We start from the raw sequence: 17,567 nt of genomic DNA, 5'->3' as shown, positions 1-17,567 counted from the left end.
ACGCACGGCCGAGCCGTCACTCACGCACGCCCGAGAGGTCGCTCGCGCACGGGTGGGGCCTACTCGTACTCCAGCCCGCTGACCAGCCGGTCCAGCAGGTCCGCGAGACCGTCGCGGTCCTGCTCGCGGCCGATCACCGCGACGTAGGCGAACGCGGTGTCCTGGCCGGGCTTGGCGACGTACTGCTCCATCGCCACCCGGCGGTAGCCCTCGGAGACGTAGTTGGCGACCAACGCGTCGAAGGAGCGCGACTCGAGCGTGAAGTCCTCGATGCCCGATGCTGTCGACAGCGCCCGGATGCGGGTGTCGAGCTGCGCGGCCACCGAGAGGTACTGGTTGGCCACCAGCCGCACCCGGACGAAGTAGGTGTTCTTGATCGTGTCGTCGTAGGGCGCCGGGTAGAAGCGCGTCTCCCCCGCCGTCGAGTCCGAGCTCACCCAGCCGCGCGGGACCGGCAGGCTGACCGCGAACGGGCTGGTGCCGACCACCCGCCGGCTGGCCGGCAGGCCCGGCTCGAGCGTGGGGTACTCCTTGTCCTCGAGGACCTCCACCTCGCGGTCCTGGGGGTACGCCGGGTCGTCGGCGGCCACCGGCCCCGCGACGACCAGCAGCGGCTCGGGGGCGTCCTCGGCGACGGCGTACCCGAGCCCGGCGCCGGCCGCGGCCATGGCCACCACCGTCAACGCCGCGAGCCCGAGCCGTCGTCCGTCCACGGGCAGCACCGTAGCCGCGTGCCACCGTGGTTCACGCCCCCGTGCGGTCTCTGCCTACGCTCGGCGCCATGCACAGCCTGATCCTGCGCGACGCGCGCCTGGTCCCGGTGGACTCGGCCGCCCCGACCGAGCCCGTGGACGTCCTCGTCGAGGGCGGCCGGGTGGTCGAGGTCGGGCCGACGCTGCACCGGCCCGAGGGCGTGGAGGAGGTCCGCGCGGACGGCCGCTGGCTGATCCCCGGACTGTGGGACCAGCACGTGCACCTGGCCCAGTGGACGCTGACGTCGGGACGCCTCGACCTGGCCGCCGCACGCAGCCCCGAGGACGCGCTGCAGGAGGTGCGGGTGCGGGTCGCGGAGTACCCCGACCTCCCCGTCATCGGCTGGGGTCACCGCTCCGCCGGCTGGGAGCGTGAGGTCACCGTCTCCGAGCTCGACGCGGTCTCCGGCGAGACCCCCGTCGTGCTGATCTCCGGCGACGGCCACCACGCCTGGCTCAACACGGTCGCCCTGCTGCACCTGGCGATGCCGGTGCGTGACTCGGTCGTGCGCGAGGCCGAGTGGTTCGCGGCGTACTCCCGACTCTCCTCGCTCGTCGGCAACGACGGCACCAGCTCCGAGGCCTACCGCCGCACCCTCGACCACGCCGCGTCGATGGGAGTGGTGGGCCTGGTCGACTTCGAGTTCTCCGGCGGCGTGCCGGAGTGGCAGGAGAAGTGGGCCGAGGGCTGCGACCTGCTGCGGATCCGGATGGCGACGTACGCCGAGGGGCTCGACGACGTCCTCGGGCGCGGCCTGCGCACCGGCGACCCGATCATCCCCGGCGACGACCGGCTCACCATGGGGCCGCTGAAGATCATCAGCGACGGCTCGCTCAACACCCGCACCGCGTGGTGCTGCGAGCCCTACGGCGACGCCTACAAGCTGGAGTACCCCTCCGGCCAGCCCAACCTCTCGGGCGCCGAGCTGCGCGAGCTGCTGCGCATCGCCCACACCAGCGGGCTGGAGGTCGCCACCCACGCGATCGGTGACGCGGCCGTGGCCGAGGCGCTGGCGTCGTACGCCGACACCGGCGCGCGCGGCTCGATCGAGCACGCCCAGATGGTCAACCGCGGCGACGTCAAGGAGATGGCCCGGCTCGGCATCCGCGCCAGCGTCCAGCCCGCGCACCTGCTCGACGACCGCGACCTGACCGAGCGGATCTGGGGCGAGCGGTCGGCACGGTGCTTCGCGTTCCGCTGGATGCTCGACGACGGCGTGGAGTTGGTGCTCGGCTCGGACGCGCCGGTCAGCCCGCTCGACCCGTGGCTGGCGATGGCCGCGGCCGTCCACCGCAGCGGCGACGAGCGCGAGGCCTGGCACGGCGAGCACGCGCTGACGCCGCTGGAGGTGCTGCGCGCCTCGGTCGACGGCGCCGGCACCGTGGGCGTCGGCTCGCTCGCCGACCTGGCGCTGCTCGACCACGCCCCGCTCCAGGCGGCCGACTCCCCCGCCGACGCCGCCGCGCACCTGCGCCAGGTCACCGTCTCCGGCACGTGGGTCGCCGGCCGTCATGTGCACTCCGACCTCTGACCTCCCGCGCAGTCCAAGGCCCGCCGAACCGGCGCAACCTTCCGGAAGGACGGGCCAGCTCGACGTACTGGCGGGCCGAACCGGCGCAACCTTCCGGAAGGACGGGCCGGCTCGGCGTCAGATGCCGCGGGTGGTGACGGAGTCCAGGACCCGGTTGGCGGTGGCGGTGTCGAGGCTGCGCACCTGCACCCACAGCAGCCGGTCGGCGGCGACCTGGACGACGCGCTCGACCGTCACGCCGCCGGGGCAGCCGGAGTGGACGACAGTGCGCGAGGGCTGGCTCCCGCTCTCGGAGTACGGCGCTTGGCGGGTGTCGCACTCGGGGTGACCCGGCATCCGGTCGGGCAGGTCCGAGCCCGGCATGAGCGCGAGGAACACGCCGTGGCCGGTCGAGGTCTCCGCGGTCCAGTCGCGCACGGTCCCGACCGACAGCGCGGGGTACCCGGCCTCGTCCTGCGGGGCCGTCCACCCGTCGCCGCCCGAGACCGCGGTCCACTCGCCCGGGACCTCCGCCTCCAGGGTGCCCGAGGCGTCGGCGACGACCGCGAGGTCCGGCAGCCGCTCGGTCGCGAGGTCGCGGGCGACCAGGAACGCCCCGGTCGCCGCGACCGCGCCGAGGACCAGCGAGGCGGCGGCGTACGGCCAGGTCCTCCGCTGATCGAGGTGCGAGCGCAGCGAGCCACGAGATCCCGCCGGGTCTCGAGGCTCCTCGCTGGCGCTCGTCACACCTCGACCACCGGACGTGGGGCCGGCGCCGGCGCGCGTGGCGTCGGGATCCAATGGCAGCCACGGCAGCGTGGGGCCCTCGTCGAGGGGGCCGGCCGTCTGCTCGACGGCAGCCTCCACCGCCTCCACGAAGGTCGTCACGTCGGGCCACCGGTCGTCGGGGTCGCGCGCCAACGCGCGCCGCACCACCGCGTCGACCTCCGCGGGCTGACCCGGCAGCGGGTCGGGCGGCGCGGGGTCGGCGGCCTGCTGGAGGCTGGTGAAGCGGAACGCGGGACGGCCCGAGAGCAGCAGGTAGGCCAGCGCGCCGAGGGAGTACTGGTCGGCGCGGGCGTCGGGCGACTCCGCCTGCGCCTGCTCGGGCGCGACGTAGGACGGGGTGCCGGCGATCATCGTCAGCCGCGAGGAGACGTCGAGCGCCTTGCCCAGGCCGAGGTCGCCGAGCATCGCCCGCACCTGCGCCCCGCCACCGGCCGGGCCCTCGACGGTGCGGAACAGCACGTTGGCCGGCTTCACGTCGCGGTGCAGCACGCCCCGGTCGTGCAGCGCCTGCAGCCCCGAGCCGACCTGGCGCAGCACCGCCAGCGCCTGGCCCGGCGTCGGGGGCGTGCCGCCGCCCGGTTGCGAGGGGTCGTAGCGCGCCGCGAGCGTCCCCTGGTCGGCGTACGCCATCACCAGGTAGGGGCGGCCGTCGGGCAGCTCGCCGGCGTCGTAGACGGGGACGACGTGGGGCGACTCGACGCGACGGAGGTAGCGGCCCTCCTCGAGGAAGCGGCGGTGGACCTGGCCGTCGTCGGCCCAGTTCTCGGCGAGCACCTTGACCGCGACGGGCGAGTCCAGCTGCTCGTCGTAGGCCAGCCACACGGTCGCGAACGCGCCGGATCCCAACCGTCGACGCACGACGTAGCGTCCCAGGCGAGCAGGTGTGTCCGACACCCGGGCATGATGGGGCATGGAGGTAAAGCGTGACCAGTGCAGGGGCCCGGGACCCGGACGAGATCGACGACCTGGCGCGGCGCGCCCAGGCCGGTGACGCCGACGCGCTCGAGGTGCTGCTGGGCGCCGTCCGACCCCGCGCGCTGAGTGCCTGTCGCAGCGTGCTGCCGCATCTGCCCGACGCCGAGGACGCCTGTCAGGAGGCGCTGCTCAACGTCAGCCGCAAGATCGGCTCGTGGCATGGCCGCGGCCGGTTCACCACGTGGCTGCACGCGGTCTGCGTCAACAGCGCCCGGTCGACGTACCGCCGCCTGAAGAACCAGGCCGTCCCCGCCGACCCCACCGAGCTCACCGCCGCCGGCCCGCTGGAGCGCCCCGACCCGCGCACCACCTCGGTCATCGCCGGCACCCGGCTCGACCTGCTCGAGGCGATGGAGGTCATCGAGCGCGACCACCCCCAGCTCGTGCAGCCGCTGCTGCTGCGCGACGTGCACGGGTTGGCGTACGACGAGATCGCGCAGCTGCTCGAGCTCCCGCTCGGCACCGTCAAGGCGCAGATCCACCACGGGCGGAAGCTGACCCGGCCGCTGCTGGCGGCCGACGCATGAGGCGGGTCTCGAGGCTCCTCGCTGGCGCTCGTCGCACCTCGACCGGCGGAAAGGCGGTCGAGGTGCGAGCGCACCGAGCCCCCTCGGTGGTCGAGGTGCGAGGGGAGCGAGCCTCGAGACCCCTCGGTCTGGTCCTCGCGGTGTCGCTCGGGCTGTCCGCCTGCACCGCCGGTGGCCCCGACGCCGAGGTCGAGGTGCTGGCGCAGCCGGGGGAGGTCGGGCTGGCACCGGTGGCGCTGGGCGAGCTGCCCGCGCTCGACGACCCCGCCCTGGACGCCTCGGTCAGCCGACCGCGGCGCGACCCGATCTACCCCGGCGTCGGCCACCCCGTGGTCGACGCCCTGCACTACGACCTCGACCTGGCCTGGGACCCCGAGGAGCGGCTGCTGACCGGCCGCGAGACGCTGCTGCTGCGGGTCGCCCGCGACAGCGAGCGGCTGGTGCTCGACCTGAGCCCCGCACTGGAGGTCTCCGGCGTGCGCCTCGACGGCGAGCAGCGACCCTTCGACCGCCGCGGCCAGGACCTGCGCGTCGACGCCGAGGTCAGCACGGACGACCGGCACGTGCTGGAGATCGACTATGCCGGCTCCCCCGAGCCGGTCGCCGCGCCCACGACCCGCGGCGACTTCAGCACCAACGGCTGGACCGTCACCGACGACGGCGACACCTGGACGATGCAGGAGCCGACCGGTGCCTACAGCTGGTACGCCGTGGACGACCAGCCCGCCGACAAGGCCACCTACGACATCACGATCTCCGTGCCGTCCCCCCGGGTCGGCGTGGCCAACGGCCAGATGATCTCGCGCACCGAGTCCGACGGGGTGACGACCACGCGCTGGTCGATGGAGCAGCCGGCGTCGTCGTACCTCGTCACCGTCGCGACCGGCGAGTACGCCCTCAGCGAGGCCGTGTCCTCCTCGGGGGTGCCGCTGTCGTACTGGGTGCCGGTCGGCGAGGAGGACCGCGTCGACGCCGACGCCGGGCTCGCCGAGGCCGACCGCGGGCTGACCTGGCTGGAGGAGAAGCTGGGCCCCTACCCGTTCGACGCGCTCGGCTTCCTCTTCGTCGACTCGGAGTCGGGCATGGAGACCCAGACGATGATCACGCTGGGGATGACGGAGTACACCACCTCCACCCCCGTGCTGGTCCACGAGATCGCGCACCACTGGTGGGGCGACCTGATCGGCCCGACCACGTGGCGCGACCTGTGGATGAACGAGGGCATGGCGATGTACCTCCAGGGCGCCTGGATGGCCTCGGAGGAGGCGTACACGCTGCAGCAGCTGATGGACTACTGGGCACAGGACGAGCCGCAGATGCGCGCCGAGGCCGGCCCGGCCGCCGACTACGACCCGGCCACCTTCGGCGAGGGCAACGCCTACTACTCCGGCGCGCTGATGTGGCACGAGATCCGCGGGCTGCTCGGTGACCGGGAGTTCTGGCGGCTGGTGCGGGAGTGGCCGCAGTCGATGCCCTACGGCTCCTCGGACTACGACGGCATCGTCGGCTGGTGGTCGCGGGAGTCCGGCCGTGACCTGGCGCCCGTCTTCGACGCGTGGCTGCTCGGGGAGACCTCGCCGCAGCGGTGAGCCCACCGCTGGTCAGGTGCGGGGGGTCTCGAGGCTCGCTCCGCTCGCACCTCGACCACCGCCTCGCTGGTCAGGTGCGAGGAGCGCCAGCGACGAGCCCTCCGCTGGTCGAGGTGCGAGGAGCGCCAGCGACGAGCCACGAGACCCTGTCGGTGCGGCAGGGCACACTCGGCCCATGAGGTCGTGCGCATGAGGTTCCTGGTGCTGGGCGGGACGGTCTTCCTGTCGCGGGCGGTGGCGGTCGAGGCGGCTGCGCGCGGGCACGAGGTGAGCGTGGCGGCCCGCGGGGCGTCGGGCTCGGTGCCGGACGGCGTACGCCACGTCGTGCTGGACCGCACCGAGGGAATCCCGGCCGACCTGGCGGCCGAGGAGTTCGACGCGGTCGTCGACGTCGCCCGCACCCCGTCGTGGGTGGGGCGAGCGGTGACGGCGTGGCCGCGGGCGCACTGGACGTTCGTGTCGACGATCAACGTGTACGCCGACGAGACCACCCCCGGCGGCACGCCCGCCTCGCTCCCCCTGGTCGACGCGCAGCCCGAGGACGTCGACCTGCGCGCCCACCCGGAGGCCTACGGCCCCATGAAGGTCGCCTGCGAGCAGCTGGTGCGCGAGGGCGCGGAGCGCGCGTTCGTGGTGCGGCCGGGGCTGATCGTGGGGCCGGGCGACCCGACGGGGCGCTTCACGTACTGGCCGGCGCGACTGGCCGACGTCGAGCCCGGTGAGCCCGTGCTGGTCGGGGGGGACCCGAGTGACACGGTGCAGGTGATCGACGTGCGCGACCTCGCCGCGTGGATCGTCACCGCCGCGGAGGCCGGGCTGACCGGCGACCTCGACGGTGTCGGTCCGGCGACGGCGCTCGGCGACCTGCTGGCCGAGGTGGCCGCGGGGCTGGGGGTCGAGCCGCGCTGGACCTGGGCGTCCGACACGGTCCTCGAGGTGCACGACGTCGCGCCCTGGATGGGGCCGCGGTCGTTGCCGCTGTGGCTGCCGCGTCCGGCGTACGACGGGATGCTGGCGCACGACTGGAGCCCGTCACGCGACGCGGGCCTGACCGCCCGCCCGATCGCGGAGACCGCGCGCGACACGCTCGAGTGGCTGCGCGCGACGCCCGACGCCGTCGTGACCGGACTGACCCGTGAGCAGGAGCGCCAGGTGCTGGACTCACTGGCCTAACCTCCACCCATGCCGACCCGTCTCACGGCCCACGACCTGATCGACCTCGTCCTCGACGCCGAGTCGTGGAGCAGCTGGGACACCCCGCCGGTCTACGGCGACATCAGCGACTCCTACGCCGCCGAGCTGGCCGCCGCGCGCGAGAAGGCCGGCACCGACGAGTCGGTGCTGACCGGCGAGGGACTGATGCGCGGGCGCCGCGTGGCGGTGCTGGTGGGCGAGTTCGGGTTCCTGGCCGGATCGATCGGCCGGGCCACCGCCGACCGGCTGGTCGCCGCGATCACGCGGGCCACCGAGGAGGGGCTGCCGCTGCTCGCCGCGCCGATCTCCGGCGGCACCCGGATGCAGGAGGGCACGCCGGCGTTCGTGCAGATGGTGCGGATCGCCGAGGCCGTGATGGCGCACCGGCGCGCGGGGCTGCCCTACCTCGTCTACCTGCGCCACCCCACGACCGGCGGCGTGATGGCCTCGTGGGGCTCGCTCGGCCACGTGACGGTCGCCGAGCCCGGGGCGCTGGTGGGCTTCCTCGGTCCGCGGGTCTACCAGGCGTTGTACGGCGAGGCGTTCCCCGAGGACGTCCAGACCTCGGAGAACCTCTACGCCCGCGGCATCATCGACGCCGTCGTCGCGCCCGAGGACATCCCCGACATCCTCGACCGCGCGCTGACCTGCATGCTGCCCGACCGCGCCGCCCTGTCGGCCGTCGAGGACCCGGCCGACGACCCCGTGCCGGACGTCGACACCTGGGAGGCGGTCACGCGTTCCCGGGACCCCGAGCGCCCCGGGGTCCGTCGCCTGCTGAAGTACGCGGCCGCTGACGTCGTACCCCTCAACGGGACGGGGCAGGGCGAGTCCGACCCCGGCCTGCTGATCGCGCTGGTGCGCTTCGGCGACGTGCCGTGCGTGTTCCTCGGGCAGGACCGCCGCGGCCAGACCGCCGCGCACCCGCTCGGGCCGGAGGCGCTGCGCGAGGCGCGCCGCGGGATGCGGCTGGCCTCCGAGCTGGATCTGCCGCTGCTCACCGTCATCGACACCGCCGGCGCCGCCCTGTCGGTCAACGCCGAGAACGGCGGGCTCGCCGGTGAGATCGCCCGCTGCCTCGGCGACCTGGTCACCCTGGACGCCCCGACGCTGTCGCTGATGCTCGGCGAGGGCAACGGCGGAGGCGCGCTCGCCCTGCTCCCGGCCGACCGGGTCGTCGCCGCGCAGCACGCGTGGCTCTCCCCGCTCCCGCCCGAGGGCGCCTCGGCGATCGTGCACCGCGACATCGACCACGCCCCCGAGATGGCCCGCGCCCAGCGGGTCCGCGCGCTGGACCTGCACGCCCTCGGTGTCGTGGACCGCGTCGTCGCCGAGAAGCCGGACGCCGCCGCCGAGCCCGAGGAGTTCTGCCGCCGGGTCGGCGCCGTCCTCGCCGCCGAGCTGGCCGGGCTGCTCACCCGCGGCCCGGGCGCGCCTGCTGACCGGGCGGCGCGGTACCTCGGCGGCTGAGGGCGCTCGGGCGGCGTGACGCGGGTCGGCGGGTGGGGGCAGCCGGCGAGTCGGAAGGCGCAGACCCCAGAACTAGAACGCGTTACAGTCCGGCGCATGAGTCGCACGTACGTCGTCAGCGGGGCCGCGTCGGGGATCGGGGCCGCCACGGCGGCGATGCTGCGCGGGCAGGGGCACCGGGTGATCGGGATCGACCTGCACCCTGGCGAGGGCGTGGACGTCGCCGCCGACCTGGGTACGCCGGAGGGCCGGTCGGCCGCGGTCACCGGTGTGCAGGGGCTGACCGACGTGGTCCACGGGCTCGTGCCGGCCGCGGGGCTGGCCGGGCGGACCGGCGTACCCGGTGACCTGGTCGTCTCCGTGAACTTCTTCGGCGCCGTGGCGCTGGCCCGGGGCCTGCACCCGCAGCTCACCGCGGCGGCCGAGCGCGACGGCGACGCGGGCGTGGTCTTCCTGGCCAGCAACTCCATCACCGGGATGCCCGGGTGGAACGTGCCGACGGTCGAGGCGTGCCTGCGCGACGACGAGGGGGCCGCGCGGGCGGAGGCGGCGAAGGTCGACTCCGTCATGGTCTACCCGTCCTCGAAGGCCGGGCTGGCGTGGTGGGCGCGGCGCGAAGGCGTGAAGCCGGAGTGGGCCGGCGCCGGCATCCGCCTGAACTCGGTCGCCCCCGGCGCGACCGAGACCGCGATGGTCGAGCAGATGCGCGCGGACCCGCTGCTGGGCAGCGCGATCGACGCCTACCCGACCGCGATCGGGCGCACCGGCCGACCCGAGGAGGTCGCGGCGCCCGTCTGCTTCCTGCTCTCGGAGGGCGCCACCAACATCGTCGGGGCGTGCCTGTTCGTCGACGGCGGCACCGACGCGATGCTGCACCCGATGGCGCCCCAGGGCTGGGAGGTCGGGCCGGTCGACCTGGGCTGAGCCCCTCGAGGGCTGTTCAGGTGCAGGAGACGGTCGGGACCACCAGGATCAGGCGGTAGTGGAGGACCCGGTCGCTGGACACCGTCCACGACGTGCCGGGCAGGCTGGCAGTCACCCGCACCGTGACCGTCGACCCGAGCAGGCCCCCGAGCAGGCCGTCGAGCAGCGTCGGCGTGACGGTCACCGAGCTCGAGGTGATGCTCAGCGGCGAGCTGGGGGACAGCAGCTGCGCGGTGTAGGTGAGCGCGGTGGGGACCGTCGACGGCGTCCAGCTCACCTTCGACCCCAGGCCGCTCGGCTCGCAGCCCAGCACAGGCGCTTCCAGCATGCCGGCGGTCACGCTCTTGCCGGTCACCGTCGCGCTGTCACTCCAGGTTCCTGCCGCCGGTGAGGTGCCTGCCAGCATCACCGTCGCGATGACTCCCACCGTCACCGCGCGCCTCATGGCGTCACCTGCGTGGCGGTGAGAGTGAACGTCGGGGTGTAGGTGTCGGACTGCGTCTCGTTGGCAGCTGAGAGGTCGAGCTGGAGTCGCACGCAGATCGTCAGCGACCCCCACGGGTCGACGGTCACGCTCTGGCTCAGCACGGTGGTCGCAGAACTGGTCAGGGCTGCCGGGCCAAACGATGCCGTGCCCGTGCAGCTCTGCGCGCGCGGGTAGACCGCGCTGGTCTGGTTGACGGTCCCTGCCGGCACCACCGTGACCCGCATGGCATCGCGGAGGGCCACATCGGAGGCCGTCGCGGAAGCGGTGATGGAGACCGTGAAGGGAGTCGTGCCGGCGTTGTTGAGGGTGAGCACCTTGGCCGTGCTCTCCCCCGGCGCGATGTTGGCCAGGTCGAGCGCCGTCCAGGTGTAGCTCTGCTGCCCCTCCACCAGCAGGTCCAGCGACCCCGACGTGACGGTGGCCCCCGACACGGTCTCGACGTCGTTCCAGTACGCCTGCGTCCCGAGGCCACCCACCAGCCCCAGCGCCCCGACGAGGGCGACGACGACCGGCGTCCACGGTCGCGTCGGCCGAGGTGCGGTACGGGACGCAGCGCGTCGGCGGGCGGGCCGCCGCGGCTCAACACGTCGCGGCGCCGCGTGCCGGCCGCTCATGCCGACACCTCTTCCGACGCCGCGGCCGCTGCCGGGGCCGTGTCACTCTCGTCGTGCTGCGACCCGGCGTGACGGCCAGGCGGCGTGACCAGCACGCCCCGAGCCCGGCGCGACGACACGAGCGGCATCCCGTGCTCGGCCGCGTGCCGTGCCGGCATGTGCCCTCGGTCCGACCGCCACCCGCGCAGCAGCAGCACCGCGGCGTACAGGAAGAGCGCCCCTGCGGCGAGCTGCACCAGCAACTGGTGCTGTTCAGGCGAAAGCAGGACGTTGAGCCGGCCCACCCAGGGCACGGAGTACCAGACCTCGCCCCGCAGCTGCACCTCGCGCACCGGTGCGGCGTCGACCGCGGCGTTGGCGTCGCCGCGGGTGGTCAGGACCTTCTCGCCGTCGGCGGTCCATCCGACCCCGACGACGCGGTGGGTAGCGACGGCCGGCTCGCCGCTGCGCAGCTGGTAGGTCACCACGTCCCCGACCCGCACGTCGGCGAGGTCGACGGGTCGCACCACCACCAGGGTGCCGGCCGGGTAGGCAGGGCTCATCGAGCCGGTGAGCACCGTGTACGGCGTGGCGCCGGCCACCCGCGGCACGACCACCGCGACTGTCACCAGCGCCGTCGCCCCCAGCAGCACCACCCAGGAGACGGCGCGCACGAGGTGGCGCGCCATCGGTTCAGGGAGTGGCGTTCGTCTGGGTCACGGTGATCGTGATGTCCTCGAGCGCGGCCTGGAGCGGCGCCGCGTTGTACTCCACGCCGCTGTTGCTCGCGTTCGTCGCGCTGGCGAAGTCGAAGTCCACGATGAGCGAGGCGATCAGCTCCTTGCCGTCGTCGGCCTCGGTGATCTGCGCCGTCGGCGTGAAGCCTGCCGGCGCGGGGTCCCCCACGGCGTCGAGCGTGAAGCTGCTGCTGAAGTCCAGCTCGGCAGTGAGTGCCGTGACAGCGCCGAAGTCGGGGGCGCTCGCCGCTACGTCGGCCTGCAGGTTGTCGCCCGTGGCGTCGAGGACGTAGCGGCAGGTCTTGGTCAGGACGTCGCCCGGCACCAGAGGGCGGGAGAAGTTGAAGGTCACATCCTCGCCGTTGAGCTCCCAGCCCACGCCGCAGTCGCCAGACGTGAGGTCCAAGGACCCGCCGTTGATGGTCCCGCCAGGAATGACCTCCTCGTCGGACCAGTACGCCAGCGACCCGGCACCCCCGAGCAGCAGTGCGGCGCCGGTGGTCGCCGCGAGCGCGGCCTTGATCGAGTTGCGCATGGTGTCCTCCCTCGGGGGCCGCCCCGGCACGGGCAGGCCCCTCCGGTGTCCCATCGGCGACCTGCGGAGGTGGAGGAACACGTCTGGACGAGCGGTCCAGACCTGCGGAGTGAGTCGTGCCCCTGAGCGGGCGCCATGGCGCCCGCTCAGGGGCACGACCCCGGTCGGGACCTCAGCTCAGAACAGCAGCGCGGAGGCGGGGTCCTCCAGGATCGCGGCGACGTCGGCCAGGAAGCGCGAGCCCTTCTCACCGTCGACGTGGCGGTGGTCGAAGGAGAGCGCCAGCGTCGTGACGTGGCGCGGCACGATGCGCTCCTCGCCGTCCTCGACGACCACCCACGGCTTGCGGGTGATCGAGCCGAAGCACAGGATCGCCGACTCGCCGGGGTTGATGATCGGCGTGCCGGCGTCGACGCCGAAGACGCCCACGTTGGTGATCGTGAACGACCCACCGCTCATGTCGGCCGGCTGCGTCTTCCCCTCGCGCGCAGTGGCGGTGAGGTCGCCCAGCGCCTCGGCCAGCTCGCGCAGGGTCATCGCGTCGGCGTCCTTGACGTTGGGCACCACCAGGCCACGCGGGGTCGCCGCGGCGATCCCGAGGTTGACGTAGTGCTTGTAGACGACCTCCTGGGCCGCCTCGTCCCAGAAGGAGTTGATCTCCGGCGTACGCCGGATGGCCAGCAGGCACGCCTTGGCCAGCACCAGCAGCGGGCTGACCTTGACGTCGCGGAACTCCCGGTGAGACTTCAGCCGCTCCACCAGCTCCATCGTGCGGGTCGCGTCGAGGGTGACCCACTCGGTCACGTGCGGGGCGGTGAAGGCCGAGTCGACCATCGCCTGGCCCATCATCTTGCGCACGCCCTTGATCGGCTCGCGGGTCTCGCGGGCGCCGGTGGCCAGTGGTCTCGACGCCCGCGGCTCGCTGGGGCTCGCCGCTGCTCGACCACCCTCCGGCGCGGAGGCTGCCGCGGCCTGGACCTGCTCGCGGGTCACCGAGCCCTGGGGGCCCTCGCCGGTCAGCGTGGTGAGGTCGACGCCGAGGTCCTTGGCCAGCTTGCGCACCGGCGGCTTGGCCAGCACGCGGGCGTCAGCCGGCGCGGGGTCTCGAGACGGCCGCTGCGCACCCTCCTCGACCGCCGAGTAGGACGGCGGGGAGACCTCGGGCAGCTCCTCGAGCTCCGGCGCCGGGCTGGTGCCCGGGTCGAAGGCGGCCTGGGCCTGCTTGTTGGCGGCCTCGGCGCCCGGGGCGCGCCGGGCTCGACGGGTCGGTCCACGGTCGGCCTTGTTGCGCCCCACCAGGCTCTCGCCCTCACCGCCACCGGAGGCCGCGGGGTTGGAGAGGTCGATCTCCATGTCGGCGTCGGGGTCTCGAGACGGTTGCTGCGCAACCTCCTCGACCGCCGAGTCGGCGCCGATGCGGATGATCGGGGTGCCGACGGCGACGGTCTCGCCCTCGGGGACCAGCAGCGCGGTGACCTCGCCGGCGTACGGCGAGGGCAGCTCCACGATCGACTTCGCGGTCTCGATGTCGCAGACGATCTCGTTGACCTCGATGACGTCGCCGACCTTGACCCGCCAGGCGACGACCTCGGCCTCGGTCAGTCCCTCGCCGACGTCGGGCAGCTTGTACTCAGGCATCAGGTTTCCTCTCAGGTCACCGGGTCTCGAGGCTCGGGCGTGGCCGCCCTCGCACCTCGACCGACGGTTCGGGTCACCGGGTCTCGAGGCTCGGGCGTGGCCGCCCTCGCACCTCGACCAGCGGCGGGCATCAGAACGCGAAGGTGCGGTCGACGGCGTCGAGCAGGCGGTCCAGGTCGGGGAGGAAGTCCTCCTCGATGCGGGAGGCGGGGTACGGCGTGTCGAACCCGCCCACGCGCAGCACCGGCGCCTCCAGGGAGTAGAAGCACTCCTCGGTCACCCGGGCGGCCAGCTCGGCGCCCATGCCGAGGTTGACGTGCGCCTCGTGCACGACCACGCAGCGACCGGTGCGGCGCACGGAGTCCAGGACCGGACCCATGTCGAGCGGGCTGAGCGTGCGCAGGTCGATCACTTCGATCGAGCGGCCCTCGCCCGCGGCGGCCTCGGCGGCCGTCAACGCGGTGCGCACCGTCGGGCCGTAGGCCAGCACCGTCACGTCGGTGCCGGGGCGCGCGACGCGGGAGGTGAACAGCGGCGGCGGGGTGATCGCGGTGTCGAGCTCCATCTTGTCGGCGTGGTACTGCCGCTTGGGCTCGAGGAAGATCACCGGGTCGTCGGAGGCGATCACCTGCTGGATCATCCAGTAGCCGTCGACGGGGTTGGAGCAGGCGACGACCTTCAGGCCCGGGGTGTGCGCGAACTGCGCCTCGGGCGACTCGCTGTGGTGCTCGACCGCGCCGATGCCGCCGCCGAAGGGGATGCGGATGACCATCGGCATCGGGCTGTGGCCCTTGGAGCGGTAGCGCATCTTCGCCACCTGGCACACGATCTGGTCGTAGGCGGGGTAGACGAACCCGTCGAACTGGATCTCCACCACCGGGCGGAAGCCGCGCAGCGCCAGGCCCACCGCGGTGCCGACGATGCCGGACTCCGCGAGCGGGGAGTCGATGACGCGGTCCTCGCCGAAGTCCTTCTGCAGGCCGTCGGTGATGCGGAAGACTCCGCCGAGCTTGCCGACGTCCTCGCCCATGAGCAGGACCTTGGGGTCGCCCTCCATGGCCTTGCGCAGGCCCATGTTGAGACCCTTGGCCAGGGTGATCTTCTGGCTAGTCTTCTGCTCGCTCATCAGTGGCTCCCCTCGAACGACGCGAGGTAGTCGGCGAAGCCGTCGCGCTGGGCCGCGAGCTCCTCGGGCACCTCGGCGTAGACGTGGTCGAACATGTCCATCGGCCGCGGGTCGGGCATCGCCTTGCAGCCCTCGCGCAGGTGGGCGCCGAGCTCGTCGGCCTCGGCCTTCACGTCCTCCACCAGGCCGTCGTCGACCAGGCCGTTGCGGCGCAGGTAGACCTCCAGGCGGGCGATCGGGTCCTTGAGCTTCCACGACTCCACGTCGGCCGACAGCCGGTAGCGGGTCGGGTCGTCGGTGGTCGTGTGGGCACCCATCCGGTAGGTGTAGGCCTCCACGAACGTCGGGCCCTGGCCGTCCCGGGCCCGCTGCAGGGCGGCCTGCGTGACGGCGTACGTCGCCAGCACGTCGTTGCCGTCGACGCGGATGCCCGGGAAGCCGAAGCCCAGCGCGCGCTGGTAGAGCGGGATGCGGGTCTGGCGCTCGATCGGCTCGGAGATCGCCCACTGGTTGTTCTGGCAGAAGAACACGACCGGGGCGTTGTAGGAGGCGGCGAAGATGAAGGACTCGTTGACGTCGCCCTGGCTCGAGGCACCGTCACCGAAGTGCGCGATGACCGCGGCGTCGCGGTCGGGGTCGCCGGTGCCGACGACACCGTCGCGCTGCATGCCCATGGCGTAGCCGGTCGCGTGCAGGCACTGGGCGCCGATGACGATCGTGTAGAGACCGAAGTTGAACTCGTGCGGGTCCCACGAGCCGTGGTCGACGCCGCGGAAGAGCCCGAGCAGCTTGAGCGGGTCGATGCCCTTGCACCAGGCGACGCCGTGCTCGCGGTAGGTCGGGAAGACGTAGTCCTGCGGGCGCAGCGCGCGGCCGGCGCCGATCTGGGCGGCCTCCTGGCCCAGCAGCTGGGCCCAGATGCCGAGCTCGCCGTGGCGCTGGAGCGCGGTGGCCTCGGTGTCGATGCGCCGGGTCAGCACCATGTCGCGGTAGAAGCCGCGGATCTGCTCGGCGGAGAAGTCCAGGTCGAACTCGGGGTGGTGGACCCGCTCGCCCTCGGGCGTCAGGAGCTGCACCAGCTCGGGACCGCCGTCGGAGTGGGCCGGGCCGAAGACCTCGGCGAGGTCCGGGCCGAATCCGGGACTCGGGTTGCTGTCGGGCACGCGCGCGCTCCTTTGCGGTCACGAGACGGTGCGGGGTCTCCGCTCGTCTGCTGCCTGTGGTGCCGGGTCGTGGTCACGGGGTGGTGTGGCCTGTGACCCGGGACACACTGTGTCGACACCGTACCGGGACGCACCGGACGTCCGCCAACCGGGCACCGCTGTCCGCCCGGCGGTCGAGGTGCGAGCGCAGCCGGCCCTTCCTCCGGTCGAGGTGCGAGCGGAGCGAGCCTCGAGACCCAGGGCGGTCAGGAAGCCTGTCGGGTGAGCGGACGCGGCCCCGCGCGTGCCTACCGTCGAGGGCATGAGCATCCGCAAGGGCACCGAGGTCAGCTGGTCGTGGGGCAACGGGTCGGCGAGCGGCACCGTCACCGAGGTGCACCACGACACCGTCGAGCGTCAGGTCAAGGGCGAGAAGATCAAGCGCAAGGGCAGCAAGGACGACCCGGCGTACGTCATCGAGCAGTCCGACGGCACGACGGTCCTGAAGCTGAAGAGCGAGGTCGAGCGGGCCTGAGCCCGCTCGACGGTGCGCCCGGCGGCCTGCGCGTCAGAGCCGCTCGCGCCCGTGCGGCGTGTGCCAGAGAGTCTCGTCGGGCCCCTTGGGGACGATCCCGGTCGGATTGATGTCCTTGTGGACCACGTAGTAGTGCGCCTTGATCTGGTCGAAGGCGATGGTGTCGCCGAAGCCGGGCGTCTGGAACAGGTCGCGCGCGTAGCCCCAGAGGTTGGGCATCTCGGCCAGCTTGTTGCGGTTGCACTTGAAGTGGCCGTGGTAGACGGCGTCGAAGCGCACGAGGGTCGTGAAGAGGCGGACGTCGGCCTCGGTGATCGAGTCCCCCATCAGGTAGCGCCGGTCCTCCAGCCGTGACTCGAGCCAGTCCAGCGCGTCGAAGAGCCGGTCGTACGCCGCCTCGTAGCTGTCCTGGTCGCCGGCGAAGCCGCAGCGGTAGACACCATTGTTGACCTCGGTGAAGACCCGCTGCATGACCTCCTCCATCTCCTCGCGGAGGTCGTCGGGCCACAGGTCGGGCGCGTCGGGCTTGTGGTGGTCGCGCCACTCGAAGAAGAAGTCGTGGGTGATCCACGGGAAGTCGTTGGTGACGATCTCCCCGGTCGGGACGTCTACGATCGCCGGCACGGTGATGCCGCGCGGGTAGTCGGGGAAGCGCTTGTCGTAGGCCTCGCGCAGCCAGTGGATGCCGAGCACCGGGTCCTTGTCGCCCTCGTCGAGGTCGAAGGTCCACGAGCGCTTGTCGTGGGTGGGCCCGGGCGTCCCGAGCGAGATGACGTCCTGCAGGCCGAGCAGCTCGCGCACGATGATCGCGCGGTTGGCCCAGGGGCAGGCGCGGGCCGCGACGAGGCGGTAGCGCCCCGGCTCGACCGGCCACAGCTCCCCGTTGACCGGGCCGTGCTCGGGCTTCTCCCCACCGCGGGTGATCCGGTCCAGGACGTAGTTCATGTCCCGCTCGAAGCCGCCCTTCTCGACGTACGACGGGGTCTGGTCGTCACTCATGGCTCGAGACTAGGTGAGGCTTCAACCAGTCCGTTCACCCCGGT

General features: G+C 73.1%; 17 protein-coding genes. 7 read left to right on the top strand and 10 right to left on the bottom strand.

Annotation, left to right across the window (positions count from 1 at the left end):
- Positions 1-59 precede the first annotated feature (59 nt).
- Positions 60-713: a hypothetical protein gene (locus A6R01_RS16375; RefSeq protein WP_292608136.1), complete on the bottom strand. Its 654-nt coding sequence runs from the start codon at positions 711-713 to the stop codon at positions 60-62.
- Between the two features lie 68 nt (positions 714-781).
- Here A6R01_RS16375 and A6R01_RS16370 point away from each other — a divergent pair, with 68 nt between their 5' ends.
- On the top strand, positions 782-2,284 hold the full coding sequence (locus tag A6R01_RS16370) for an amidohydrolase family protein (RefSeq protein WP_292608133.1): 1,503 nt from the start codon (positions 782-784) through the stop codon (positions 2,282-2,284).
- Positions 2,285-2,401: 117 nt separating this feature from the next.
- Here the strand turns inward: A6R01_RS16370 and A6R01_RS16365 are convergent, their stop codons facing one another.
- Positions 2,402-3,946 (bottom strand): serine/threonine-protein kinase, encoded by a 1,545-nt coding sequence (locus A6R01_RS16365; RefSeq protein WP_292608131.1) that lies wholly within the window; start codon positions 3,944-3,946, stop codon positions 2,402-2,404.
- A gap of 29 nt (positions 3,947-3,975) precedes the next feature.
- Here A6R01_RS16365 and A6R01_RS16360 point away from each other — a divergent pair, with 29 nt between their 5' ends.
- From A6R01_RS16360 to A6R01_RS16340, 5 genes are all read left to right on the top strand, one after another.
- Positions 3,976-4,554: an RNA polymerase sigma factor gene (locus tag A6R01_RS16360; protein WP_292608128.1), complete on the top strand. Its 579-nt coding sequence runs from the start codon at positions 3,976-3,978 to the stop codon at positions 4,552-4,554.
- 140 nt (positions 4,555-4,694) lie between these two features.
- On the top strand, positions 4,695-6,143 hold the full coding sequence (locus A6R01_RS16355; protein WP_292608125.1) for a M1 family metallopeptidase: 1,449 nt from the start codon (positions 4,695-4,697) through the stop codon (positions 6,141-6,143).
- A gap of 189 nt (positions 6,144-6,332) precedes the next feature.
- A complete protein-coding gene (locus A6R01_RS16350) occupies positions 6,333-7,316 on the top strand; it encodes an NAD-dependent epimerase/dehydratase family protein (RefSeq protein ID WP_292608120.1) in 984 nt (327 codons plus the stop codon).
- Positions 7,317-7,325: 9 nt separating this feature from the next.
- A complete protein-coding gene (locus A6R01_RS16345) occupies positions 7,326-8,807 on the top strand; it encodes a carboxyl transferase domain-containing protein (RefSeq protein ID WP_292608117.1) in 1,482 nt (493 codons plus the stop codon).
- Between the two features lie 96 nt (positions 8,808-8,903).
- Positions 8,904-9,731: an SDR family oxidoreductase gene (locus A6R01_RS16340; RefSeq protein WP_292608113.1), complete on the top strand. Its 828-nt coding sequence runs from the start codon at positions 8,904-8,906 to the stop codon at positions 9,729-9,731.
- A gap of 16 nt (positions 9,732-9,747) precedes the next feature.
- Here the strand turns inward: A6R01_RS16340 and A6R01_RS16335 are convergent, their stop codons facing one another.
- The 7 genes from A6R01_RS16335 to pdhA all read right to left on the bottom strand — a co-directional run bounded on the left by A6R01_RS16335 (position 9,748) and on the right by pdhA (position 16,010).
- A complete protein-coding gene (locus tag A6R01_RS16335) occupies positions 9,748-10,086 on the bottom strand; it encodes a hypothetical protein (RefSeq protein ID WP_292608110.1) in 339 nt (112 codons plus the stop codon).
- Positions 10,087-10,172: 86 nt separating this feature from the next.
- A complete protein-coding gene (locus A6R01_RS16330) occupies positions 10,173-10,832 on the bottom strand; it encodes a TasA family protein (RefSeq protein ID WP_292608107.1) in 660 nt (219 codons plus the stop codon).
- Positions 10,829-11,500 (bottom strand): signal peptidase I, encoded by a 672-nt coding sequence (locus tag A6R01_RS16325; RefSeq protein ID WP_292608104.1) that lies wholly within the window; start codon positions 11,498-11,500, stop codon positions 10,829-10,831. The genes A6R01_RS16330 and A6R01_RS16325 overlap by 4 nt, the downstream gene beginning before the upstream one ends.
- 4 nt (positions 11,501-11,504) lie before the next feature.
- Positions 11,505-12,083, bottom strand: coding sequence for an alternate-type signal peptide domain-containing protein (locus A6R01_RS16320; protein WP_292608101.1), 579 nt, complete (start codon positions 12,081-12,083; stop codon positions 11,505-11,507).
- Between the two features lie 177 nt (positions 12,084-12,260).
- Entirely contained in the window at positions 12,261-13,721 is a 1,461-nt protein-coding gene (locus A6R01_RS16315; RefSeq protein ID WP_292608098.1) for a 2-oxo acid dehydrogenase subunit E2, read from the bottom strand.
- A 130-nt stretch (positions 13,722-13,851) separates the two neighbouring features.
- Positions 13,852-14,847 (bottom strand): alpha-ketoacid dehydrogenase subunit beta, encoded by a 996-nt coding sequence (locus A6R01_RS16310; protein ID WP_292608095.1) that lies wholly within the window; start codon positions 14,845-14,847, stop codon positions 13,852-13,854.
- Positions 14,847-16,010 (bottom strand): pyruvate dehydrogenase (acetyl-transferring) E1 component subunit alpha, encoded by a 1,164-nt coding sequence (gene pdhA / locus A6R01_RS16305; protein ID WP_366925123.1) that lies wholly within the window; start codon positions 16,008-16,010, stop codon positions 14,847-14,849. Before pdhA ends, A6R01_RS16310 begins: the two co-directional genes overlap by 1 nt.
- A 301-nt stretch (positions 16,011-16,311) precedes the next feature.
- Between pdhA and A6R01_RS16300 the strand changes: the two genes are divergently transcribed.
- Positions 16,312-16,524 carry a DUF2945 domain-containing protein gene (locus A6R01_RS16300; RefSeq protein ID WP_292608092.1) on the top strand — a complete coding sequence of 71 codons (213 nt, stop codon included), beginning with the start codon at positions 16,312-16,314 and terminating at the stop codon, positions 16,522-16,524.
- A gap of 33 nt (positions 16,525-16,557) precedes the next feature.
- Here the strand turns inward: A6R01_RS16300 and A6R01_RS16295 are convergent, their stop codons facing one another.
- Complete coding sequence (locus tag A6R01_RS16295; RefSeq protein WP_292608089.1) at positions 16,558-17,523, bottom strand: glutathione S-transferase C-terminal domain-containing protein; 966 nt, start codon at positions 17,521-17,523, stop codon at positions 16,558-16,560.
- Positions 17,524-17,567 lie beyond the last annotated feature (44 nt).

Origin of the sequence: Nocardioides sp. REDSEA-S30_B4, assembly GCF_001627265.1 — a bacterium.
Classification (GTDB): Bacteria; Actinomycetota; Actinomycetes; order Propionibacteriales; family Nocardioidaceae; genus Nocardioides.
This window is presented reverse-complemented; position numbering and strand designations above follow the sequence as displayed.